Annotated in this window: 14 protein-coding genes and 3 pseudogenes; 10 read left to right on the top strand and 7 right to left on the bottom strand. The window is 69.7% G+C overall.

Features of this window, described 5'->3' with window-relative positions:
* Window positions 1-48: 48 nt before the first annotated feature.
* Entirely contained in the window at window positions 49-660 is a 612-nt protein-coding gene (locus Ahu01nite_RS40290; protein WP_203842022.1) for a glycosyltransferase, read from the top strand.
* Here Ahu01nite_RS40290 and Ahu01nite_RS40285 read toward each other — a convergent pair.
* Window positions 653-3,931, bottom strand: coding sequence for a TIM-barrel domain-containing protein (locus Ahu01nite_RS40285; protein WP_239159519.1), 3,279 nt, complete (start codon window positions 3,929-3,931; stop codon window positions 653-655). The genes Ahu01nite_RS40290 and Ahu01nite_RS40285 overlap by 8 nt on opposite strands.
* 167 nt (window positions 3,932-4,098) lie before the next feature.
* Here Ahu01nite_RS40285 and Ahu01nite_RS51730 point away from each other — a divergent pair.
* Window positions 4,099-5,355, top strand: a pseudogene (locus tag Ahu01nite_RS51730) (GGDEF domain-containing protein); the annotation flags it as partial.
* 684 nt (window positions 5,356-6,039) lie between these two features.
* On the opposite strand, the gene Ahu01nite_RS51725 reads toward Ahu01nite_RS51730, so the two are convergent.
* A complete protein-coding gene (locus tag Ahu01nite_RS51725) occupies window positions 6,040-6,354 on the bottom strand; it encodes an SDR family NAD(P)-dependent oxidoreductase (protein ID WP_307794707.1) in 315 nt (104 codons plus the stop codon).
* 352 nt (window positions 6,355-6,706) lie between these two features.
* Between Ahu01nite_RS51725 and Ahu01nite_RS40270 the strand changes: the two genes are divergently transcribed.
* Entirely contained in the window at window positions 6,707-9,400 is a 2,694-nt protein-coding gene (locus Ahu01nite_RS40270; protein WP_239159517.1) for a transglycosylase domain-containing protein, read from the top strand.
* Here the strand turns inward: Ahu01nite_RS40270 and Ahu01nite_RS40265 are convergent.
* Window positions 9,385-9,843, bottom strand: coding sequence for a YybH family protein (locus tag Ahu01nite_RS40265; RefSeq protein WP_203842020.1), 459 nt, complete (start codon window positions 9,841-9,843; stop codon window positions 9,385-9,387). The two genes, Ahu01nite_RS40270 and Ahu01nite_RS40265, sit on opposite strands and share 16 nt — an antisense overlap.
* Window positions 9,844-9,918: 75 nt before the next feature.
* Between Ahu01nite_RS40265 and Ahu01nite_RS40260 the strand changes: the two genes are divergently transcribed.
* Complete coding sequence (locus tag Ahu01nite_RS40260) at window positions 9,919-10,563, top strand: TetR/AcrR family transcriptional regulator (protein WP_203842019.1); 645 nt, start codon at window positions 9,919-9,921, stop codon at window positions 10,561-10,563.
* On the opposite strand, the gene Ahu01nite_RS40255 is transcribed toward Ahu01nite_RS40260, so the two are convergent.
* On the bottom strand, window positions 10,560-11,738 hold the full coding sequence (locus Ahu01nite_RS40255) for a DUF4132 domain-containing protein (protein WP_203842018.1): 1,179 nt from the start codon (window positions 11,736-11,738) through the stop codon (window positions 10,560-10,562). The genes Ahu01nite_RS40260 and Ahu01nite_RS40255 overlap by 4 nt on opposite strands.
* A gap of 138 nt (window positions 11,739-11,876) precedes the next feature.
* On the opposite strand from Ahu01nite_RS40255, the gene Ahu01nite_RS40250 reads away from it, so the two are divergent.
* From Ahu01nite_RS40250 to Ahu01nite_RS51915, 5 genes and pseudogenes are all read left to right on the top strand, one after another.
* Entirely contained in the window at window positions 11,877-12,170 is a 294-nt protein-coding gene (locus Ahu01nite_RS40250) for a transposase (RefSeq protein ID WP_203842017.1), read from the top strand.
* A 33-nt stretch (window positions 12,171-12,203) separates the two neighbouring features.
* Window positions 12,204-12,656: pseudogene (locus tag Ahu01nite_RS50905) on the top strand (ISAzo13-like element transposase-related protein); the annotation flags it as partial.
* Complete coding sequence (locus Ahu01nite_RS52090) at window positions 12,654-12,845, top strand: IS3 family transposase (RefSeq protein WP_438874858.1); 192 nt, start codon at window positions 12,654-12,656, stop codon at window positions 12,843-12,845. The pseudogene Ahu01nite_RS50905 and the gene Ahu01nite_RS52090, both read left to right, overlap by 3 nt.
* 35 nt (window positions 12,846-12,880) lie before the next feature.
* On the top strand, window positions 12,881-13,198 hold the full coding sequence (locus tag Ahu01nite_RS52085) for a hypothetical protein (RefSeq protein WP_203842015.1): 318 nt from the start codon (window positions 12,881-12,883) through the stop codon (window positions 13,196-13,198).
* Between the two features lie 1,283 nt (window positions 13,199-14,481).
* Window positions 14,482-14,742 (top strand): annotated as a pseudogene (locus Ahu01nite_RS51915) (transposase family protein); the annotation flags it as partial.
* Window positions 14,743-14,927: 185 nt separating this feature from the next.
* Here the strand turns inward: Ahu01nite_RS51915 and Ahu01nite_RS40235 are convergent.
* Window positions 14,928-16,511 (bottom strand): M1 family metallopeptidase, encoded by a 1,584-nt coding sequence (locus Ahu01nite_RS40235; RefSeq protein WP_239159516.1) that lies wholly within the window; start codon window positions 16,509-16,511, stop codon window positions 14,928-14,930.
* A 57-nt stretch (window positions 16,512-16,568) separates the two neighbouring features.
* Here Ahu01nite_RS40235 and Ahu01nite_RS40230 point away from each other — a divergent pair, with 57 nt between their 5' ends.
* Complete coding sequence (locus tag Ahu01nite_RS40230) at window positions 16,569-18,047, top strand: glycoside hydrolase family 130 protein (protein ID WP_203842013.1); 1,479 nt, start codon at window positions 16,569-16,571, stop codon at window positions 18,045-18,047.
* Between the two features lie 22 nt (window positions 18,048-18,069).
* On the opposite strand, the gene Ahu01nite_RS40225 is transcribed toward Ahu01nite_RS40230, so the two are convergent.
* Together Ahu01nite_RS40225 and Ahu01nite_RS40220 are read right to left on the bottom strand one after the other, a co-directional pair.
* The gene (locus Ahu01nite_RS40225; protein ID WP_203842012.1) at window positions 18,070-19,287 is read right to left on the bottom strand and encodes an NAD(P)-binding domain-containing protein; all 1,218 of its coding nucleotides are present in this window, start codon (window positions 19,285-19,287) and stop codon (window positions 18,070-18,072) included.
* A gap of 31 nt (window positions 19,288-19,318) precedes the next feature.
* Entirely contained in the window at window positions 19,319-19,867 is a 549-nt protein-coding gene (locus Ahu01nite_RS40220) for an OsmC family protein (protein WP_203842011.1), read from the bottom strand.
* Window positions 19,868-19,950 lie beyond the last annotated feature (83 nt).

The following is a 19,950-nucleotide window of genomic DNA, read 5'->3' as shown; positions in this document are numbered from 1 at the left end:
AGTGTAGCGACACTGTCATAGGCGGCTGAGGGTACGGAGTTTGGTGTCGTGGCCGGTGCCGGAGCGGGCGGTGACGAGGAAGAGTTTCTGGTCGCGGCGATCGCCGAATCTCGGGGCTGCGGGCGCGCAGTGCCGGACCGGACCGCGATCCTGACGGTTCCCGGGTTCGAGTGCGGCGACCTGCCGGAGAACGTCCACCTCATCGGGGTCCTGCCCGCCGAGGCGCACGCGGACTGGCAGCCGCCCGCCTGGTGGGCGGAGCTCGACGGTTCACGGCCCGTTGTCGTGGTCACCCAGGGCACGGTGGCCAACCATGACCTCTCCCAGCTGGTCGAGCCCACGCTCGCCGGGCTCGCCGACCTGGACGTCACCGTCGTCGCGGCCCTCGGCGGACAGGATCCCGGCCGCATCTCGATCCCTGTCCCCGGCAACGCCCGGGTGGCCGGCTTCATCCCGTTCCATGCCCTGTTGCCGAAGGCCGCGGTGCTCGTGACCAACGGCGGCGCGAGCGGCACCCAGCAGGCCCTGGCGGCGGGCGTACCCGTCGTGGTCGCCGGCGCCACCGAGGACAAGCCGATCAGGGCGAACGTGGACCGGCTCGCGCGGGTGTACGCCGGGCACGACCCGGTTCTCGAGATCGAGCGCCTGGTTCTCAGCTGACCGTGAACGTGGTGGTGTAGGGCTTCTGGATCGGGACGCCGGCGGCGCCCGTGCTGCTCACGCCGGTCACGGTGAGTGTGTAGGAGCCCGGTGGGAGCGGCGTCGCGGGTGTCCAGACCAGCGTTCCCGGGCCGGTCTCCGCGACCGTGACCGGGACCGCGCCGCCGGGGCCGGTGACCGTTACCGTGCCGGTGTAGTCCGCGCCCGTGGGCTGGATGTCGCGCTGGAAGGTGATGGTCGTCCCCGTGGTCGTGACGACGAGGGGGTCGCGCCAGTAGTGGACGGCGAGGTGGGTGTCCGGGATGCCGGGGGTGTCCCAGGTGGTGGCGGTGTCGTCGACCAGCATGGTGTGGGTGATGCCGCCGTCGATGGTGACGCTGCGGTTGTTGGTGCCGGTGATCGTGCCCCATTCCTCGACGGTCTCCCAGGTGCCGCGGGTGTACTTGTATTGAATATCCGTGCCGTCGAGGACCGTGATCGTGGCTTCCCAGATGCCGTCGCCGCGGTTGGTCATCGCGAGTTTGGCGGGGTCCCACGGGCCAAGTTCGGCGATGTTGCCGGGGACGTAGAGGGTCGCGTCGGCCGGGGTGCCCGGCGGCGCGAGCACGCGGAACGTGACAGCAACCGGACGGGCGGGGACGGTCAGGGCCGCGGGCAGGCTCACGCTGCTGCCATCAGGATTCCGGTACGCGAGCCGCGCCGTCACATTCGCTGTGCGCGGCGATGCCCCGGCGGGCGTGACGTCGTACGTGACCGTGAAGGTGGCTCCGGGCGCGAGGGAAGCCGCCGTCGTCGGCGTGCGCGGGGTGATGACCCAGCCCTCCGGCGTGGCCACGCTCACCGACAACGCGCTGATGGCCCCCGGCCCGTCGTTCCGTGCCTCCGCCACGAGGCTGCTGGTGGCCCCGGACTGCAGCCCGTCCGGCGCCGTGAACGTGAAGTCCACGGCCGGCTTCTGCGTCACCGTCAGCGGAGCACCGTCGTGGGTGACGGCGACTGCCCGCGAGCGCGCCACCGCCGGCACCTCGACCGTGAGCAGATGCTTCACCGCGTCGTACGTGAACGCCGCGGGACGCCCGCCGACAGTGACGACGTGCGGCCGGGAGACACCGGCGAACTCCACTGTGTACCGGCGAGCGTTGGGCGCACCGGGATACGTCCCGGCGACCGGGCCGACGGTCAGCGTGGAACGGCGGCCGGCGTCGTAGCGTACGGGGATCCGGGCGTACTGGCCGTTGCGGTAGCCGAGCCCGTCACCGGCGTCGTCGTACACCGAGGTGCTGCCGGAGGCATGCGGGTAGACCGTGAGCCTGAGCCGATCGCGTTCCTGCTTGGCGACGTTGGCGGCCGGGTGCGATCCGGCGATGATCGCGCCGCTCCGGGCGTACACGGGAATGTGATCGGGGGTGGCAGCGACCGTTCGTGTCGCGGGGCCCTGGAACGTCTCGCCCGTGAAGAAATCCGTCCAGGTGCCCGGCGGGAACCAGACCGGGGTGGTCGTGCTCAGCCCCGGCTTGGTCACCGGAGCGACGAGCAGCGAATCGCCGAGCAGGTACTGGGTGTCGTGCTCGTAGGCCTCGTCGAGCTCCGGCCACTGCAGATAGAGCGCCCGCGCCATCGGCATGCCGGTGTCGTAGGTCTGCCGCGCGGCCGTGTAGAGGTACGGCACGAGCGACTCCCGCAGGCGCAGGAAGTCCGCGGCCGGACCGCCGACCGTGTCCGAGTATTCCCACGGCAGCCGGTCGCCGTGGTCGGAGTGCAGCCGCAGGATCGGCTGGAATGCTCCGAGCTGCACCCAGCGCAGGTAGAGGTCGTCGCTGAGGTGGGTGCCCGCGAAGCTGCCGATGTCGTGGCTGACATAGGACTGGCCGATGCTCGCCTCGGCCGGCGTCATGGCGGCCGCGAACTTCAACGTCTCCCAGTCCGGGCGGGTGTCACCCGTGAAGTGGACCGTGCTGCGATGTTCGGCCCAGGGTCCCGAAGAGCCGATCTCGTTGTACGCCGGGAAGCTCGCGCCGATCCTGGCCAGCGAGAAACCGCGCAGTCCGCGCTGCTCGCCGTCACGCTTGTAGAGCTCGTTGACCCAGCTGTCCGCAGTGACGCCGGGCGTGCTGACGCCGCTGTCATCGCAGCAGTAGTCCAGCCACCACTGGCGTACACCCTGGTCCTCGAACGGTTTGTGCAGTTGCTCGTAGGCCGCGGCCTGGTCCGGATCGCTCCAGTCGAAGCGGTACGGGTTTGGCGCGAAACTGCTCGCCGCCGGGGTCAGCTTGCCCTTCGCGGTCGCCTGTGCGGCGGCGAACTGCGGATCGTCACCGGAGATCGCGGCGTGCACGTTGAGCGTCGGGTTGATGCCCTGGGCGTTGAGGCGGCTCAGGAAGCCCTGCGGGTCGGGGAACAGCTCGTTGTTCCAGTTCCAGCCCGCCCACTGGTTCGGCGCCTTCCAGTCGGTGTCCATCACCAGCGAGTCGAGCGGCACGTTGTGCTCCCGGAACGCGGGCAGCAGCTCGTTCTCGTAGTCCGCGACGCTGTACGCCTGGTACTTCGAGAACCAGGTGCCGAACGTCCACTTTGCCGGGAGCAGGGACGGGCCGGTCAGCGTCCGCAGATCCGCGAGCCCGCGCCGGTAGTCGTGGCCGTAGCCGAACAGATAGCCGTCCTGGTAGGCGCCGGTGCGTTGCGGGCGGGCGGTGACCCAGTCATCGCCGGTGCGCAGCGCGGTGGCGGTGTCGTCGAGCAGGTACCAGCCGCCGCGGTTGAGCATGCCGGGGTGCAGCGTGATCTGGTCGACCGGCCCGGCCTGTCCCGCGTAGTAGTCCAGGCCGCGGTACCAGCCGCCGAGCGTGTCGTCCCGGGCCGGCGAGCCGAATGCCGGGTGCACGCTGGTCGTCCGGCCGCCGACGCGCAGCTCGAGGGTGGTGTTGGCGGGGGTCACCGGGCCGCTGCCGAGCTGGTAGCGCAGGGTGGCCGCGCTCGTGCGTACGCTCAGCTCCCCGCCGCGGGTCGAGGCGGTGAACCAGGTACGCCCCGGAGCCCGGTCGACCGCGGTGAACGTGGGCCTGTTCTCGAACGAGTCGTCGGCGGCGTACTCCAGGCGCAGCAGCGTCGGGCTGAGCACCTGCACCCGCAGATGACCCGCGCGCACGCTCTGCCCGCGCACGTCCGGCGGGCGCGGGGCGGCGATCGCCGAACCCGGCGTGCCCAGCAGAAGCAGCAGGAAGGCGAGCAGCCCTGCCATCCGCGCTACGGCTCTGCGGCGATCCCCCGACATGACGCCCCCTGACGCACGCAACACAGGCGTAACACAACGTCGTGAGCCTCGCCGCCCGCAGTCAGGATTGTCAATAGCCGATCATCTATCTCTATGCCGGCGCCCCACCCCGCCGCGGGTGAGTTGCAACCAAGCTGCACCGTAGTTTCCCGCCCTTGTCACCACAGATGCGGTGTGATCGGTACGTGGCGGGACGCGGCTGGCGAATATACGCGATCGCGCTGGTCGCTGCGGTGGCGATTTTCGTTCCCGGGCCCCGGAGCCCGTGGTGGGAGATACTGTTCCAGGTCCCCATCGGGCTCTCGTGCGCGGCGGCCATCCTGGTCGGCATCCGCGGGCTGCCCCGCGCCGAGCGGGTGCCGTGGTGGTTCCTGACGGCCGCCGTCCTCTGCACGTGCACCGCTCCCCTGCCCGACCAGCTCGGCACCGACTGGTTCGCCGGCGACGGCCCCGACATCGCCGACTACCTCTTCCTCGCGTTCTATCCCGCGATGGCCATAGGTCTGACGTTGATGCTGCGGACACTGCACCGACGCACCGACTGGGCCGCGCTCGTCGACGCACTCACCGTGACCGTCGGGATCGGGTTGCTGGCCTGGGTGTACGCGATCGAGCCCGCGTGGCGCGACTCCGCGGGCGGGTCCCCGCTGTCCCGGCTGGTCACCGTGGCGTACCCGATCGCGGATCTCGCCCTGCTGGCGCTGACCATCCTCCTGCTGCGCAGCAGCAGCGGCCGGCGGGCGCCGTTCTGGATCGGGGTCTCCATCGGCGGATACCTGGCCGGCGACTGCGCCTGGGTGCTGCTGTTCAATCTGAACAGCGACTGGGGTCAGCTCTGGTGGACCGGCCGGCTGATCAACGCGCTGTACATGCTGTCCCTGCTCGTGATGGCGCTCGCCGCCGGACGACCGGACTTCCGCGACCACGGCACGGGAGCGGCCGCCGTGTCCCGGCTGAGCCTTCCCCAACTGGCCCTGCTCACGGGCGCGGTGCTGATCTCACCGGTGCTGCTGGTCGCCCAGGACATCGCGGGCCGGGTCGAGAACGGCATCGCCATCGCCATCGGCTCCGCCATCATGTTCCTGCTGGTGGTAACGCGCATGGCCCAGCTGCTGAAACAGGCCGAACGGCAGTCCCGGGCGGTGCACGAGCTGTCCCGCCGCGACGAGCTGACCGGCCTGCCGAACCGCCGCGCCTGGACGGACGAGCTCCCCCGGGTCCTGGAACAGGCCCGGGCCGAGCACACCCCCGTCGCCATCGCCATGATCGACCTCGACCGCTTCAAACTCTTCAACGACCGGTACGGCCACCCCGCCGGCGACCGCCTGCTCAAGGAGGCCACCGCCGCCTGGCACAGCGCACTACGCCGCTCGGACGTCCTGGCCCGCTACGGCGGCGAGGAGTTCATCGCGGTCCTGCCCGGCGTGGACATCTCCCAGGCCATCGTCGTGCTGGAACGCCTGCGCCTGGTCACCCCGCAGGACCAGACCTTCTCCGCCGGCGTCGCCACCTGGGACGGCATCGAGACCTCCGACCAGCTCATCGCCGCGCCGACATCGCGCTCTACGCGGCGAAGAACGCGGGCCGGGACCGCATCTGCGACGCCGCCGCCCTGCCCGCCGCCAGCCTGTAGCCGGTCAGGCTGCGGGCTGCGGAAGCGGATACCGTACGCCGGTGAGCTCCTCGGAGACCACCCACAGGCGGCGGGCGGCTTCCGGGTCGGTCGCGACCGGGGCGGGCCGGATCACGCCGGGGGCGCCCCGCATCCCACCGAGACCGGACGGGCCGATGAACTCGCCGCTGTGCGCGTCCGGGCTGGTCGCCGCGTACACCATCGGGCGGGCACCCTGCTCGGCGCTGACCACGAGCAACGGATTGCCGATTCTGGTCAGCACGGTGCGGTAGAGACCGGGTTGCACGGCGGCTTGCAGGCCCGTACGGGCGTACCCGGGATGGGCGAGCAGGCTGCGGACCGGCGAGGCCGCGGCAGACAACCGGCGGTGCAGCTCCAGGCCGAAGACCGCATTGGCCAGCTTCGACTGGTTGTACGCACCGGTCGCGCTGTAGTGGCGCGCGCCGTCCAGGTCGTCGAAGTCCAGGCGCCCGTTCTAGTGCAGCACCGAACTGACGGTGACCACTCGCAGGTCCGTTCCCGTGGCCAGCCGGTCGAGCAGCAGCCCGGTGAGCGCGAAGTGCGCCAGGTGGTTGACCGCGGACTGCATCTCCTGACCCTGCTCACTGAGCGTGCGGGGCAGGGCCATCACCCCGGTGTTGTTGATCAGTACGTCCACCCGGTCCAGACCGTCCGCGAAGGCCCGCACCGAGTCGAGGTCGGCCAGGTCGACAAGCCGCACCTCGCTCGACCCGCCGCTCAGCTCCGCCTGCGCAGCCCGCCCCCTGCGCTCGTCCCGCACGGCGAGCACCACGTGCACGCCGGGGCCGCTGAGCGCGCGGGCCGTGGCGAGCCCGAGGCCGCCACACGCATGGCGCTGACCGCCTTCGACACCGCGATGGAGCGCTGGGCCCTCAGCGACGGTGTGGCGGATCCGGTCGAGCTGACCGAGCGTGCTTTCACGATGCTCGAACCATCACTCAACATCTATTTCCGTTAAATTTGGGGTTCGTGCCACCCAAAACGACCCCCGGAACGTCTCTCTGGGGGGCGCACTCCGCGCCGCCACGGAGCGTTAAGGGGCGTACACGATGCCAGCGGTGGCGGATGCGGCAACGACCCGGAATCGTCGGCAATGGAAGGCACCGCGGTGGTGGCTGTGGATGCCGAAGTGGCTACGCAGGGTAGTTGCGGGGCTCGTGGTAGCGGTGCTGATGCTCATCGGGGCCGCAGGCGGTTATGTCGCGAGCGTGGAGCTGCCACCGGATCCGGCGCCGCCGCAGGCTTCGGTGCTGTATTACCGCGATGGGCGTACGGTCCTCACGCGGGTCGGGCTGACCGATCGCACCGACGTGAGCCTGGACAAGGTTCCCGTACCCGTCAGGCAGGCTTTTCTGGCCGCCGAGGACCGCGGGTTCTACGACCACTTCGGCGTCTCGGCGAAGGGGTTGCTGCGTGCGCTGTGGGCCAACATCTTCCACAACGACGGGCAGGGCGCGTCCACGATCACGCAGCAGTACGTCCGCAACGCGTACCTCACGCAGGACCGGACGGTGAGCCGCAAGGCCCGGGAGGCGGCGCTCGCCTTGCAGGTCGAGCATCGGTTCAGCAAGGACGAGATTCTCGAGCGCTATCTCAACACCATCTACTTCGGCCGCGACGCGTACGGCATCGAGGCCGCCTCCCGCGCCTATTTCGGTACGGGTGTCGATCAGCTGACGGCGTTCCAGGGTGCGGTGCTCGCCGCCATGGTCAAGGATCCGACCCAGGGCGACCCGGCGGCGAACCCGGCGTGGGCGCAGGCGCGGTGGAAGTGGATCCTGCGGGCCATGGCCGAGCAGGGCTGGCTGGAGCGGAGCGCGGCCGGCAGTACGCCGTACCCGACGGTCGCCGTGGAGTCCGTCACCTCGAGCACCGTCAGCGGTCCCGCCGGGCTGATCGTGGACCGGGTGGAGGACGAGCTCGTCGGGGCGGGCATCAGCAGGCAGCAGTTCCGCACCGCCGGGTTGCACATCACCACCACGATCGACGCCACCGCCCAGACCGCGGCCACCGGCCGGATCAGCGACGCCCTCGACGGCCAGCCGAAGGAGCTGCGCGCCGCCCTCGTGGCCGTCGACCCGCAGAGCGGCGCGGTGCGCGCCTACTACGGCGGTGACCGGGGCCGCGGCTACTTCGACGACGCGCTGGCCGCCCGGCCGCCCGCGTCGACGTTCAAACCGGTGGTCCTCGCCGCCGCCGAGCAGCGTGGCATCGGCTTCCAGTCGCTGTTCAACGGCACCTCGCCGCGGCTGTTCACCGACCGGGGCGGCGCGCCGCTCTACAACCAGGGCAACCTGCAGTGCCCGATCTGCCCGCTCGACACCGCGATGGTCTACTCGCTGAACACGCCGTACTACGCGCTGGCCGAGCAGATCGGGCCGGACGCCGTCCGCGATCTCGCGCACCGGCTGGGGGTTCCCGAGCGGTACGGCAAGCAGGACACCCTGGTCGACCTCAAGGGCGAGCCGGCACCCGGCCGTACTCGGTCCGACATCGCCCTGGGCCGTTACCCGGTCGCACCGGCCGACATCGCCACCCTCTATGCCACCCTGGCCAGCGGGCGGCGCGCGGAGCGGCACTTCGTCGAGTCGGTGACCGCGGCCAACGGCGACTTCCTGCACCGCCACCTCACGAAGAGCGAGGAGGTCCTCGACCCCGGCGTGGTCGCGGACATCGGAGCCGTCCTGGCGAAGGTCGTGGCGCACGACGGCACCGTCCCCGGCATCCACGCCGCCGCGAAGACCGGCTCGCAGCAATGGAGCGACACCGGCGACTCGTCCGACGCGTGGACCGCCGGCTGGGCACCGGAACTGGCTGCGGCGGTGTGGGTGGGCCGTGACAAGCCGGGGCCTATCAGGGAGAAGGACGGCAAGGCGATCAACGGCGACGGCATGCCGTACGACATCTGGCGCAATTTTCTCGGCGACGCCCTGCAGGGCCGGCAGTCCCCCGCCCTGCCCGAGCCGACGTCGGTGGGCCGCCGGGAGTCGACGGACCTGAAGACCCTCGGATCCGAGTTCAAGAAGCGCGCGGAGGTCGTCTACCCGGGACCGCAGCGGGGTGACCTCGTCGACAAGTCCAAGGCGACCGGCCCCTGGCAGCAGCGAGTCGGCAAGCTGACGGCGGCGCTGGACGAATACGCGGCCACCGTCCCGGACTTCGCCGTCGCGGTCGACGACCGCAGGACCGGGCGGCACTACGACTACCAGGGCGATCGCCCCTACGAGGCTGCCAGCGTCATCAAGGTCGAGCTGATGGCGGCTCTGCTGCTGCGGACCCAGGACCAGGACCGTACGCTCACCGCCGCCGAACGCACCAGGCTCGACAAAATGATCATGGCTAGCGACAACGCCGCGGCCACCCGCGTCTACGACGACATCGGCGGCGCCGAGGGCCTGCGCGAGGCCTGTCACCGCCTCGGCCTCGACGACACCGACCCGGACACCTCGTTCGGTCTCAGCCTGACCACCGCGAAGGACCAGATCCGGATGATGCAGGCCCTCGCCGACCCCGCCGGCCCGTTGACCCAGGGCTCCAGGGACCTGATGACGCAGCTCATGTCGACGGTCAACGCGGACCAGAGCTGGGGGGTCAGCGCCGCCTCGTTCGCCGGCGAGAGCACCGCCCTCAAGAACGGCTGGCTCTCCCGCTCCACCGAGGATGGGCACTGGATCATCAACAGCACCGGCCGGATCACCGGCGACAAGACGGACGTGTCGATCTCGGTGCTGTCCCACGGCCACCCGAGCCAGAAGGACGGCATCGCGGTGGTCGAACAGGTGGCCGCGCTCACCCGCAGCTATCTGGGCTGGTGATTTTTGGCGGCTTCCCACAGCGGCAGGCGGAACGTCGCGTAAGTGAATTTGCCCGAGATGCGCCCGTCGGTGTCGAAGTGGAAGACGTCTAGGCCATGCCACTGCACCCGCCCGCCGTAGCGTGCGCGGGCGAACCAGCGCAGCAGTGGCATGGCGCGCCGCCCGTTGTCGCCGGTGAGGTCCAGCCGGCACGCCCACCGGATCGTGGCCCGGCGGCGGGTCTCGTCGATCACCGTGTCGTAGACGTCGAAGGTCATCGCGCCGAAACGCCCGGCGAACTGCGGCGCGAACTCCGCCCGGATGGCCGCGAGGCCGTGCAGCTCGGGCTTCTTGCCCGGCAGGTAGACGGCGTCCTCGGCGAAGAACGACATGACCTTGTCGAGGTCCGGATTGTTGAACGACCCCACGAAGGCATCGATGGTCTGAGCAAGAGTCTCGTTCACCCGCGAGACGTTAACAGAACAGCGTATCCTTAACAAGGAAACGCTGTTCTCTTACAGGTCGGTTAGATTCTTGCCATGCAGGCGCCATTCCAGCGGGCCCGGCGCCCGGACCAGAAGGACCAGCGGCGCGAGGCGATCCTCGACGCCGCCCGGGAGCTCGCGCTGCGCTCGGGCGTCGCCTGGGTCAGCCTGGGCGACATCGCCACGGCGGTCGGGCTGGCGAAGTCGAACGTGCTGCGCTACTTCGGCACCCGCGAGGAGATCTACCTGCGCCTCACGATGCAGGCGGGCTCGGACTGGGCAGCCGCCGCGACCGCCGCGCTGCGGGACGCGAGCGGGGCCGGCGCGACGGCGGCCGCGCTCGCGGACGCGTACGTCGACCGGCCCCTGTACTGCGACCTCACCACGCACGCGGAGACGATGTTCGAGCACAACGTGACCGCGGAGGTGCTGCGGGACTACAAGCTGTGGGCCATCGACACGTACATGCGGGTCGGCCTGAGCATCGCCGCGGCCTGCCCGCCCATGGCGAACAAGGACGGCGCCGCCCTGGTCATGGCGTCCAGCGCGTTCGTCGCGAAACTGTTCCCGCTGACCCGCCCCCCGCAGGCCCTGCGCGAGCTGTACGAACGCGAACCGGAGATCGCCCAGGTCTTCCCACCCTTCCGCCCCACCCTCACCCGGATGATCGCCGCCACCGCGGCGGGCCTGACCCCCTAGGATGCGTCGAGGTAGCTGGGTGCCGATGCCAGGTCGAGGCAGTCGAACGTGCGGGAGAGCTGCGGGAACGGCTGGATGATCTCGTAGTCGGTGAAGATGCCCGCCCAGATCGCGCTCTTCTTCTCGGCGAACGCCTGATGAAACAGCCGGACCCGGGCGTCGGGCGACAGGGTCACCGTCTCGTCGCGGATGTCGGCATACGAGTGGTCCTCGGCCACCCGGAACGACGGGCCGCCCATCACCTGCCAGACCAGTGCCCGGCCCGCACTACGCACCACCGGGTGATCGAGGACAAGCGCCCGCAGGTCGGTCAGCGTCCAGATGCGACCACCGAGCATCGCGTCCTCCAGCGCCCGCAGCCGCTCGACGGCGAAGACCCGCGCTTCCTTCTTGAACGCGGCGAATTCCTCCCTGGCCACCGCAGCCGCCGCGGCCTCCGCGACCCTGGGCCGGGGCAGGCCGGGCAGCCGCCTCCCGGTGGTGTCGCTGACGACGGGCCGCAGGAACTGGTCGAGGGTGACCACGAACTGCCGCGGGCCGTAGTCGAAGACCCGGCGCCCCCGGGCATCGAGGCCCAGATCGGGAACGAGCCGGTCGGCCAGCTCAGCGTCGCTCAGCTCGCGACGCCGGGCGATCTCGTGCAGCTTCTCCCTGGCCTGCCTGCGAAGGCCCTTGTGCTCCGCCGTCCGCGCGAAGTGCTGCAGGCGGCTCAGGGCCACGTCGGTGCCGATCGCGCCGAGCATCTCAACCTCGGTGCTCACCCGCGCAGCAGTGCCGTAGGACCACTCGGGGAACAACGCCGCCACCGCCGACACCGCCGACTCGTCGCCGAGCAGGGTCAGCGCGAGCATGGCATGCTTGTCATCGGGCGGTGAGCCCGCCGCCCGCCACTGCTCATAGAGCGCCCAGGAGAAAGCCGCCAGGCTCGCCGGATCACACGCGGCACGCGCCGGCGGAAGAGCGGGATGCTGATCGACGAACGTGGACAGCGTCAACAACCCCAGCAGCCGCCGCACGGCGATCTCAGGCAACCCCCGCCCGCCGCCATCATCATCGCCGCCGTGGCCGCCGCCGTCGCCGTCACGCAGCAGGATCGCCGGCAGGGCGGGAAGCACGACCCAGCTGGGCAGCGTCTTCGTCGCCGCCGGGAATTCCAACGCCTCCGGAAGCAGCATCCCCAGACCATAGAACCGGGGTACGACAACTTTGGCTCCCGCCGTGGCGGGCCGACCAGGTTGGGGCGTTGCCCCCTGATCTTGGACACTTGAAACTGGGATCGTGAGGTCCTGGTAGATCAGGAGTCCGGGAACACCATGGCGAACAAGCATTACCCGCAGCAGTTCAAGGCCGACGCGGGCGCGCTGTACCGGTCCCGGCCCGGTGCGGCGATCGCGGATGACCTGAGCGTGAACCGGGAGACGTTACGTAGCTGGGTTCGTGCCGATTACCAGCGGCGCGGGACCACACCCGGTATGACACGGCCACCCGCGGCGGCGGGCTCGGTCGAGGACGAGAACACCGCATTGCGCCGGCGGGTCCGTAAGCTGAAAGAACGCGACATCCTGCGGAAGGCGGCCCGGTATTTCGCCGGGGAGACGCGCTGGTGAGGACGCGTAAGGAATTAACTGCCAGATTCTTCGATGCGCCAGTATCCACTGTGGCATTTGGCGTGGGTGACGATCTCGGAGGCGGTCATAGCGGTTCTCGATGCAAAGATCGCCGCCTTGTTGCCGCACCTGAACGAGCGGCAGCGCCGGTTGTTCCTGGCGGGCGAGGCAGGTGCGCTCGGACACGGCGGGATCGCCGCGGTGGCCCGGCTGGCAGAGGTGTCGGCGCCGACGATCGCGCGGGGACGTGCTGAACTTGCTGGTGGCGCGCCGGTGCTGGGACGGGTGCGCCGCGCCGGTGGCGGACGCAAGCCAGCGACCGAGCGTGATCCTGGCCTGCGGCCGGCGCTGCAGGCGCTGATCGAGCCGCGGGAGGCCGGTTGTCCGGTCTCTGCGCTGCGCTGGACCACGGCGTCGCTGCGGGATCTTGCTCGGGAGTTGAACGCGGCGGGGCATCCGGTCAGTGCTCCGGTCGTAGGAGCACTGTCGGACGACACCTACGGCGCACCACGGGTCACCGCCGAGCTCCACGACGCCGGCCAGCCGGTGAACCACAAGCGAGTCGCCCGGGTCATGCGCCGCTTCGGCGTGCAAGGACTGCGCTTACGCCGCCGGGGTCACGACCACCATTCCGGACCCGGCCGCGAGCAAGGCACCGGATCTGATCGGCCGTGACTTCACCGCCGACGCGGTCAACCAGCGTTACGTCGGTGACATCACCTACCTACCGGTCGGTGAACGCGGATTCCTTCAACCTGGCAACGGTTATCGACCTGCACTCGCGGCGTCTGGCCGGCTGGGCGATCGCCGGCAACATGCCCACCGATCTGATCATCGACGCTCTCACCGCCGCCCGGCGGACGTGTGGCAGCCTCGACGGGGCGATCTTTCATTCCGACCACAACGAGAAGCCCTGCAAGGCCGGCGCGCGTTCACCGACGAACGCGAAGCCCGGCTCACCAGTTTGCGCTGGCTACACCGCTACGACACCATCCGCCGCCACTCCCGGCCCGGACAACGATCACTGATCACTGATCACTGATCACTGATCACCTACGAACGCACCACCACGACGCGAGCTACGCTCGCAGCGGTCGCATAAACCCCGTGTCCAAGATCCGGGGGGCAAGCCCCGATCCCCTGTTGTGAAGTGTTCTGTGGACAGTTTGTTTCCTACCGGGGTTCTGCTCTCTACCGCTACACCACACACGGTTCCGCTGCGTCCACAAAGGACGGTGTGCCCCAGACCCTGAGCACTCGAGTCGCTACTCGGAAGTCTCACACCTCTGGGTGCCCAGGATCGCCGCTCTCACCAGCATAACGGCCATCCGGATACTCACCATCCGCCATTAAAATCGGTGTGATCCCTATCAACCCTGCAATGGCACGCTCAGCCCTTCCGATCATGAAACCGTCTGCGAAGAATGAGGGAATGAGATTTGCTCAGCTGGAGATTTTTACGTCCGTCGAATTGGCGTGGATGCGTGACCCGACGCGACATCGGAACTACTCCGCGGCGACAGAAGGGTTCCGGCGTGGGCACCGGGTCCGGCGGGCTTTCGGGAAAGCTCTCGGCCATACCGCCCGGCTACGGCGTGACTCTCCTGAGGCCCGGACGCCGGATGGCAAGCTCGTGTGGATCGAGGCCGCACGTGCGTTGTTCCAGGAGGCGAACGCCAGGCGGGCGCAGGCTGATGCTGAATACGAACGTGACCGCAGGCGTGCCGCCGGTGAACTTTTCGGCTGGGCTCGGTTCACCGACCGCTGGCGAATGAAGTACGCGGCTGCCTGCTAGCCAGCACCGGACCGCCCTGGCTATGACGCGACACCCGTTCACCTCCGATCCTTTCCTGGAACCTTCCTGGAGCCATTCCTGCACCAGTTCCTTGCCATGGCCACGGAAACGGAACTCGCCGCCGGTTGGGACCTTCTCGCACCAAACGAGCCGCAATCCTCACCGACGGCTACCGGTAGACTCCTACACAACGGACACACCTATAGGAGGGATCAATGGCGTGGTCCTCTGCCGCGAAAAGACGCGCCGGCAGCCGCGCTACGAGCCATGGCTTTGACTCTGCTGCCGGCGACTCGGGACCAGGGTCGGAGCCTGGTCGCTGGGCTGCTACCGGTAGGCCGTCCTGGTCCTGCCCCGGCTGGTCGATGGCACCCGGATCACTGAGCGGGCCGTCGACAATCAGGCCAGCCGCTCTACCGGCTATGCCTACCTGTACGAAGGCCTCACCCTGATCGGTGGTCGGGCTCCCGGCCTCAACTCTGCCGGCGCTACGACTGCGGCTACTCCCACGGCACCATCGACGGCACCCTGATCGACATTGACCGGTGCCGCACGTCGGGCCCGGCACCTGGAGTCGATCTTCAGTGGTCGGGAGAGCACGACAACCACGGCGGGAACGTGCAGGTCGTCACCGCACCGGATGGCTGGCCGCTCGGGATCTCGCCCGTGCGTCCTGGCCGGGGACACGACGCCACCGCCCGGCGCCATCATGGCATCCCGCCGCTGCTCACCGCGTGGACCGGCGACCAGCTGCGCGTCCTCGGCGAGCTGGGCTACGAAGGCGAACAGGGCCACCATCACCGTCGCGTTCAGAAATCCGACGAGCCGATCATGGACCGATGTCCAGTAGCAGCTCAACCGCGCCCACAACACGGTCCACGCCATCGGCCGGGTCGCTGCGGCGCCGGCCCGCCGGCCCGACGACTGCGCGGACCGGCGGACCGGCGGACCCGGAGGATCGGTCAGTGGCCTGCGGGGATGAGTCTGCGCAGGCGGGCGGTGACCGCGTCCTCGGCGGCCTGCGCCTTGGCCGCCGCAGCTGGGGAGGCGGCGGTGGCCGGTGTTACGGTCCAGTCGGGGTGACCGGGCATGGCCGGGGTGGTGGTGCCGTACAGCCAGTCGTTGAGGAAGCCGCGCAGGTTCTGGCCGGACACCTTGGACGCGAGGGCGGCGAAGTCGGCGGTCGAGGCGGATCGGCCGCGGTACTTGCTCACCCAGGCGCGTTCGATTCGCTGGAACGTGGCGTTGCCGACCTTCTGCCGCAGGGCGTAGAGGGCGAGGGCGCCGCCGTCGTACACGTTGGGGTTGAAGACGTCCCAGATGGAGTCGGCCTTCAGCGGGTGGGCAACCGGGCCGTAGCGGGCGCGGTAGCGGTCGCCGGCGGTGTAGACATCCTTGAAGTACGAGTCCAGGTCGGCCGCACCGGTGTACTGCTCGAGGGTGCCGGTCTCGTCGGCGTAGGTGAGTTCGTACCAGGTGGCGTGGCCCTCGTTCTGCCAGACGTCGCTCCAGGCGGAGGGGGCGACGCTGTCTCCGAACCACTGGTGGGCGAGCTCGTGGGTCATGATCGGATTCAGGATGTACGCGGGCAGCCCGAACAGGCCCGTGTCGTACAGCGAAAGGGTCTGGGTCTCGAGCGCGAAGCCGAGGTTGGCGTCGATGACCAGCGAGCCGTAGTTCTCCAGCGGGTACCGGCCGACCTTCGACTCCATCCAGGTCAGCTGGGACCGCTCCGCCTCGATCTTGGGGAGCAGGGAGGCCGCGAGCCGGGTGGGTACGACGTCGCGGATCGGGGTGCCGTTGACCGCGGGCTGGGTGTGGACGGCGAAGTCACCGGCGACGACCTGGACCAGTTCGCTGGCCATCGGCTGCGACTCGCGGAAGCTGGACGAGACGTAACCGCCGCGGGCCCGGTCGCGCAGGTGCCGTCCGTTGGCGACCGCCGTCCAGCCCTTCGGGACGGTGAGGGTGATGGTGTACGTCGCCTTGTCGCGGGGGTGGTCGTTGCCGGGGAACAGCAGGTGGGAGGTGTCCGGTTGACCGGCGAGGACGGTGCCGTCCGCCGTGCTCACGAAGCCGACCGGCGAGTCGGCGTTCGCCGGGATCGGGGTCGCGGCGAACCCGCTGACGGTGACCCGGAACGTGCTGCCCTTGCGCAGCGCGCGGCGGGGCGTGACGACCAGTTCGTCGCCGGAGCGGGAGAATGCGGCCCGGTGTCCGTTGACCGACACCGCCCGCACCGATTCGCCGCCGAAGTCCAGGTCGAACCGGGAGAGCCCCTGGGTCGCGACCGCGGTGAGGGTGACGTCACCCGTCACGGTCTGTTTCGGATCCTTCGCCTTGTATGTCAGGCTCAGGTCATAGTTCTGAACGTCGTAACCCCCGTTGCCGAGCAACGGATAGAGCCGGTCCCCGAGACCGGGCGCTCCGGGTGAGGGAGCGCTGCCTGCCGCGTACGCCGGAGAGACGGACCCGGCGACCGTAACGAGCACGGTGGCGCCGGCCACTAGGGCAACGCGGAGACGTTTACCTATCAACGCTGTCATGGTCGTGGACGTTACGCCCGGCATTCAAATATCGACACCCGTAATCGAAAGGCATTCATGACATTCAGGACGGAAACGGTGAACCGGCAACACGTGGGGCTGAGCCCCGATCCGCAACGCGTCATTGTCAAGCTGTTCGTGCCGGGTGAGGACGCCGCGGTGGTGCGGAGCCGGGCACACGCGCTCATCGACCGGATCGCCGACCTGCCCGCCGATGCTGTCGACCAATTGCTCGAGGAGACGATCGAACGGTTCGAGCACCGGCACCAGGATCTGCGGGGCACCTTTCTACACCATTTCGACCTCGTACGCCACCGCGCGGAACGCGCCGAGCACCTGTCGCGCGCCCAGCGGTTGCTCGTCGGCGCCTATTTCACCCATGAGTACGCCGTGGAGGCGGCCGCGCTGTGCAATCCGTCCGTCGTCGCCCATCCCGACCAGTCCGGGCTCGCCGCAGGCCAATTGCGCGCGGCGATCAGCCTGCGTCAGATCGGCGAGGGACACCTGTCGTCCATCGGCTTCGCCACCGCCGTCCTGGGACCGGGCACCCGGCTCGAGGTCGCCGAGCGGTCCGGGCCCCTGATCACCGGTCTGCGCGCACCCGCGTGGTACCGCCGGGATCTGCTCGCCGCGGGAATGGCGGATGACGGCTGGGACAACGAGGTGTCCGGCACGCTGCTGGAGGCCCTGCCCGCGCAGTTCGACGAGGCCACTTTCGAGCAGGTGCTGGGCAGTCTGCCGGCGGACCTGCACACGCGGGAGAATTCGCAGCGGACACTCGAGCAGTTACGGCGTACCAATGCGGCGAGCTATGCGGCTGAATTCCCGGAGGATTCCGCGCTGCATCAGCGGGTGTTGTGGCCGGCCACGCCGATGGAGAGCAACGGCATGGAGGACGCCCGTTTCGTACGCTTCGTCGATGACAACGGTGTGGCGAGCTACCGGGCGACGTACACAGCCTACGACGGCCATTCCATCGCCGCTCGAACGCTCAGCAGCCCCGATCTGCGGCATTTCGAGATAGACCCGATGCGCGGGCCGGGTGTGCGCAACAAGGGCATCGCGTTGTTCCCGCGGACCGTCGGTGGCCGCCGGCTCGCCCTGTGCCGCACCGACGGCGAGACCACCGGCCTGACCGAGCTCGACGACCGGGCCCGCTGGCAGCCGCCGACCCCGTTGCACGGGCCGGCCCGCAGCTGGGAGCTGATCCAGACCGGCAACTGCGGCTCGCCGTTGGAGACCGACGCGGGCTGGCTGGTCATCACCCACGGTGTCGGGCCGATGCGCCGGTACGTGATCAGCGCGCTGCTGCTGGACCTGGAGCGGCCGGAGCGGGTCATCGCCGAGCTGCCCGACGCCCTCCTCGCCCCCGACGAGAGCGAACGTGAGGGATACGTACCCAACGTCGTGTACTCCTGCGGTTCGCTGATCCACGACGGACTGCTCTGGATGCCCTACGGCGCGAGCGATGCCCGCGTCGGTTTCGCCACCACCCCGGTCGAGGCCCTGCTCGCGGCCATGGTCCCCGCCGGGTAAAGGAAACCCCGGGTGAACGAGGTCAGCGCACGGGTAGCCACCGCGCCAGGTGATCGGTCACGGCGCGGGCGTCGTCCTCGATGCCGTTGAGGAACGACGATCGGCGCCGTCGCAGCAGGGGCAGGCCGAGTGCGTACAGTCCGGGTGGATCGAGAATTCCGCCCTCGTGCCGCAGCCGGCCCTTGTCGTCGAGCACCGGGACGTCCAGCCAGCCGTATTCGGGGCGGAACCCGGTCGCCCAGATGATCGAGCCGATCTCGCCGCCGGTCAGGTCGAGCCGCAGCCGGGTCGCCGCCGGCACCGCGGTCGGCGCGAACTCCTCGGGCGGGCCTGCCTCGCCCTCGCGGCCGGTCGTGCGCGCCCACTCGTCGAACGTCGCGAGCAAGCGTCTCATCTTGAGGTCGGCGAGGGAGCACACGTTGCGCAGGCCGCCGGAGAACAGCGCGTCGCCGTCCCGCACCGCCGCCCACCGGCCGACCAGTTCGACGCCCTGGGCGGTCAGCGCGTTGAGGTCGAGGGTGGCACGCTCCGGGGTGCCGGCCAGCTGCGGCGACGGCAGCCGGCGGGCCCGGGTGAGGTCGTCGACCTCGTCGTAGCGCTGGTCCCACACGCCTGACCCGTGCATCCACCAGAGCACGTCGCGTTTGCGGTAGACGCGGGGCAGCCGGACGTGCTCCCCGACCGCGAGGGTGACCTGCCGGCCGGATCGTTGCAGCTCGGCGGCGAGCTGGACCCCGGTGGCCGACGCGCCGACGACGAGCACCCCACCGGCCGGGAGCTGGGCGGGCCCGCGGTAGTCGAGGGGCGTCAGCTGGGCGACGGAGGCCGGCACGGCGGCGGCGAACGCGGGGACCGTCGCCACGTTGCAGGCACCTCCCGCGAGCACCACCGACCGGCACCGCAGCTCGCCCTGGTTCGTCGTGACCTGGTATCCGTCGCCGGCGAGGCGCACCGACGTGACGTCGGTGCGCGTCCGCACCGGAGCGCGTGCGGCGACGGCGAAGTCCTCGATGAACTCGACGACCTCGCCCATCGTCATGTATCCGTCGGGGTCCGGGCCGGCGTAGTGATGGCCCGGCAGGCTGCTCAGCCAGTTGGGCGTGAGCAGCCGCAGGGAGTCCCACCGCTCGCGCCGCCACGAGTTGGCCACCTCGCCCCGTTCGAGGACGACGTGGTCGATCGACCGGTCGCTGAGGAAGCGGCTCGCGGCCAGGCCGGCGTGGCCCGCACCGACGACCACCGTGGTGACGCGTTCGATGGCTCGGCCCGCCTCAGGCGACCTCGACGGTGACGTTCGTCGGATTGGTGAGCGCGTCGTAGACCGCCGAGCGCTTCTGCGACTGCGCGACCAGGGCCTCGATCTCCTCCTTGGAGGCGTCGGCGTCGATGGTGAACGTCACCTTGATGTCGTTGAAGCCGTTGCGGACGTCGCTGTCGGCGCCGAGGATGCCCCGGATGTCGTGGTTGCCCTCGACCGTGGACTCGACCGAGCGCAGCTGGATGCCCCGGTTCTGCGCGACGGACGCCACCCCTGCGGTCAGGCAGCCGGCCAGGCCGACGAGCAGGAACTCGATGGGGGTGATGCCGTTGTCCGGCGCGGCGAACACTTCCGGGTGATCGGCGGAGAACACCGACTCGCTCTTGTGGGACTGCTCCTGGCCGAGACCGAAGAACTTCTCGACGGTCACGGTGCTGCGGACACCCTCCGCCCACTTCGACGACGCCCGCCAGGTGAACCGGGCCGCCTCGGGCGCGCCCTTCAGCACCTCCCGCGCGTCGAGCAGGGCCTGCACGTTGACTCCGTTGTCCACCGTCGTCATATCCGTTTTCTCCCTTTGATGCCGCGTGGTGATCAAGTTCCTACTATCCCCATGGGTGATCAAGGCAAATATACTGGCCTGCG

The organism is Winogradskya humida, from assembly GCF_016862215.1.
Lineage (GTDB): Bacteria > Actinomycetota > Actinomycetes > Mycobacteriales > Micromonosporaceae > Actinoplanes > Actinoplanes humidus.
This window is presented reverse-complemented; position numbering and strand designations above follow the sequence as displayed.

Excerpts from the sequence above, each read along its gene's own strand:
- Ahu01nite_RS40255 (WP_203842018.1), bottom strand. The coding sequence starts at position 11,738 with ATGCTGCTTCCGGAGGCGTTGGAATTCCCGGCGGCGACGAAGACGCTG.
- Ahu01nite_RS40235 (WP_239159516.1), bottom strand. The coding sequence starts at position 16,511 with ATGACAGCGTTGATAGGTAAACGTCTCCGCGTTGCCCTAGTGGCCGGC.
- Ahu01nite_RS40270 (WP_239159517.1), top strand. The coding sequence starts at position 6,707 with ATGCCGAAGTGGCTACGCAGGGTAGTTGCGGGGCTCGTGGTAGCGGTG.
- Ahu01nite_RS40230 (WP_203842013.1), top strand. The coding sequence starts at position 16,569 with ATGACATTCAGGACGGAAACGGTGAACCGGCAACACGTGGGGCTGAGC.
- Ahu01nite_RS40285 (WP_239159519.1), bottom strand. The coding sequence starts at position 3,931 with ATGTCGGGGGATCGCCGCAGAGCCGTAGCGCGGATGGCAGGGCTGCTC.
- Ahu01nite_RS40250 (WP_203842017.1), top strand. The coding sequence starts at position 11,877 with ATGGCGAACAAGCATTACCCGCAGCAGTTCAAGGCCGACGCGGGCGCG.
- Ahu01nite_RS40260 (WP_203842019.1), top strand. The coding sequence starts at position 9,919 with ATGCAGGCGCCATTCCAGCGGGCCCGGCGCCCGGACCAGAAGGACCAG.
- Ahu01nite_RS40220 (WP_203842011.1), bottom strand. The coding sequence starts at position 19,867 with ATGACGACGGTGGACAACGGAGTCAACGTGCAGGCCCTGCTCGACGCG.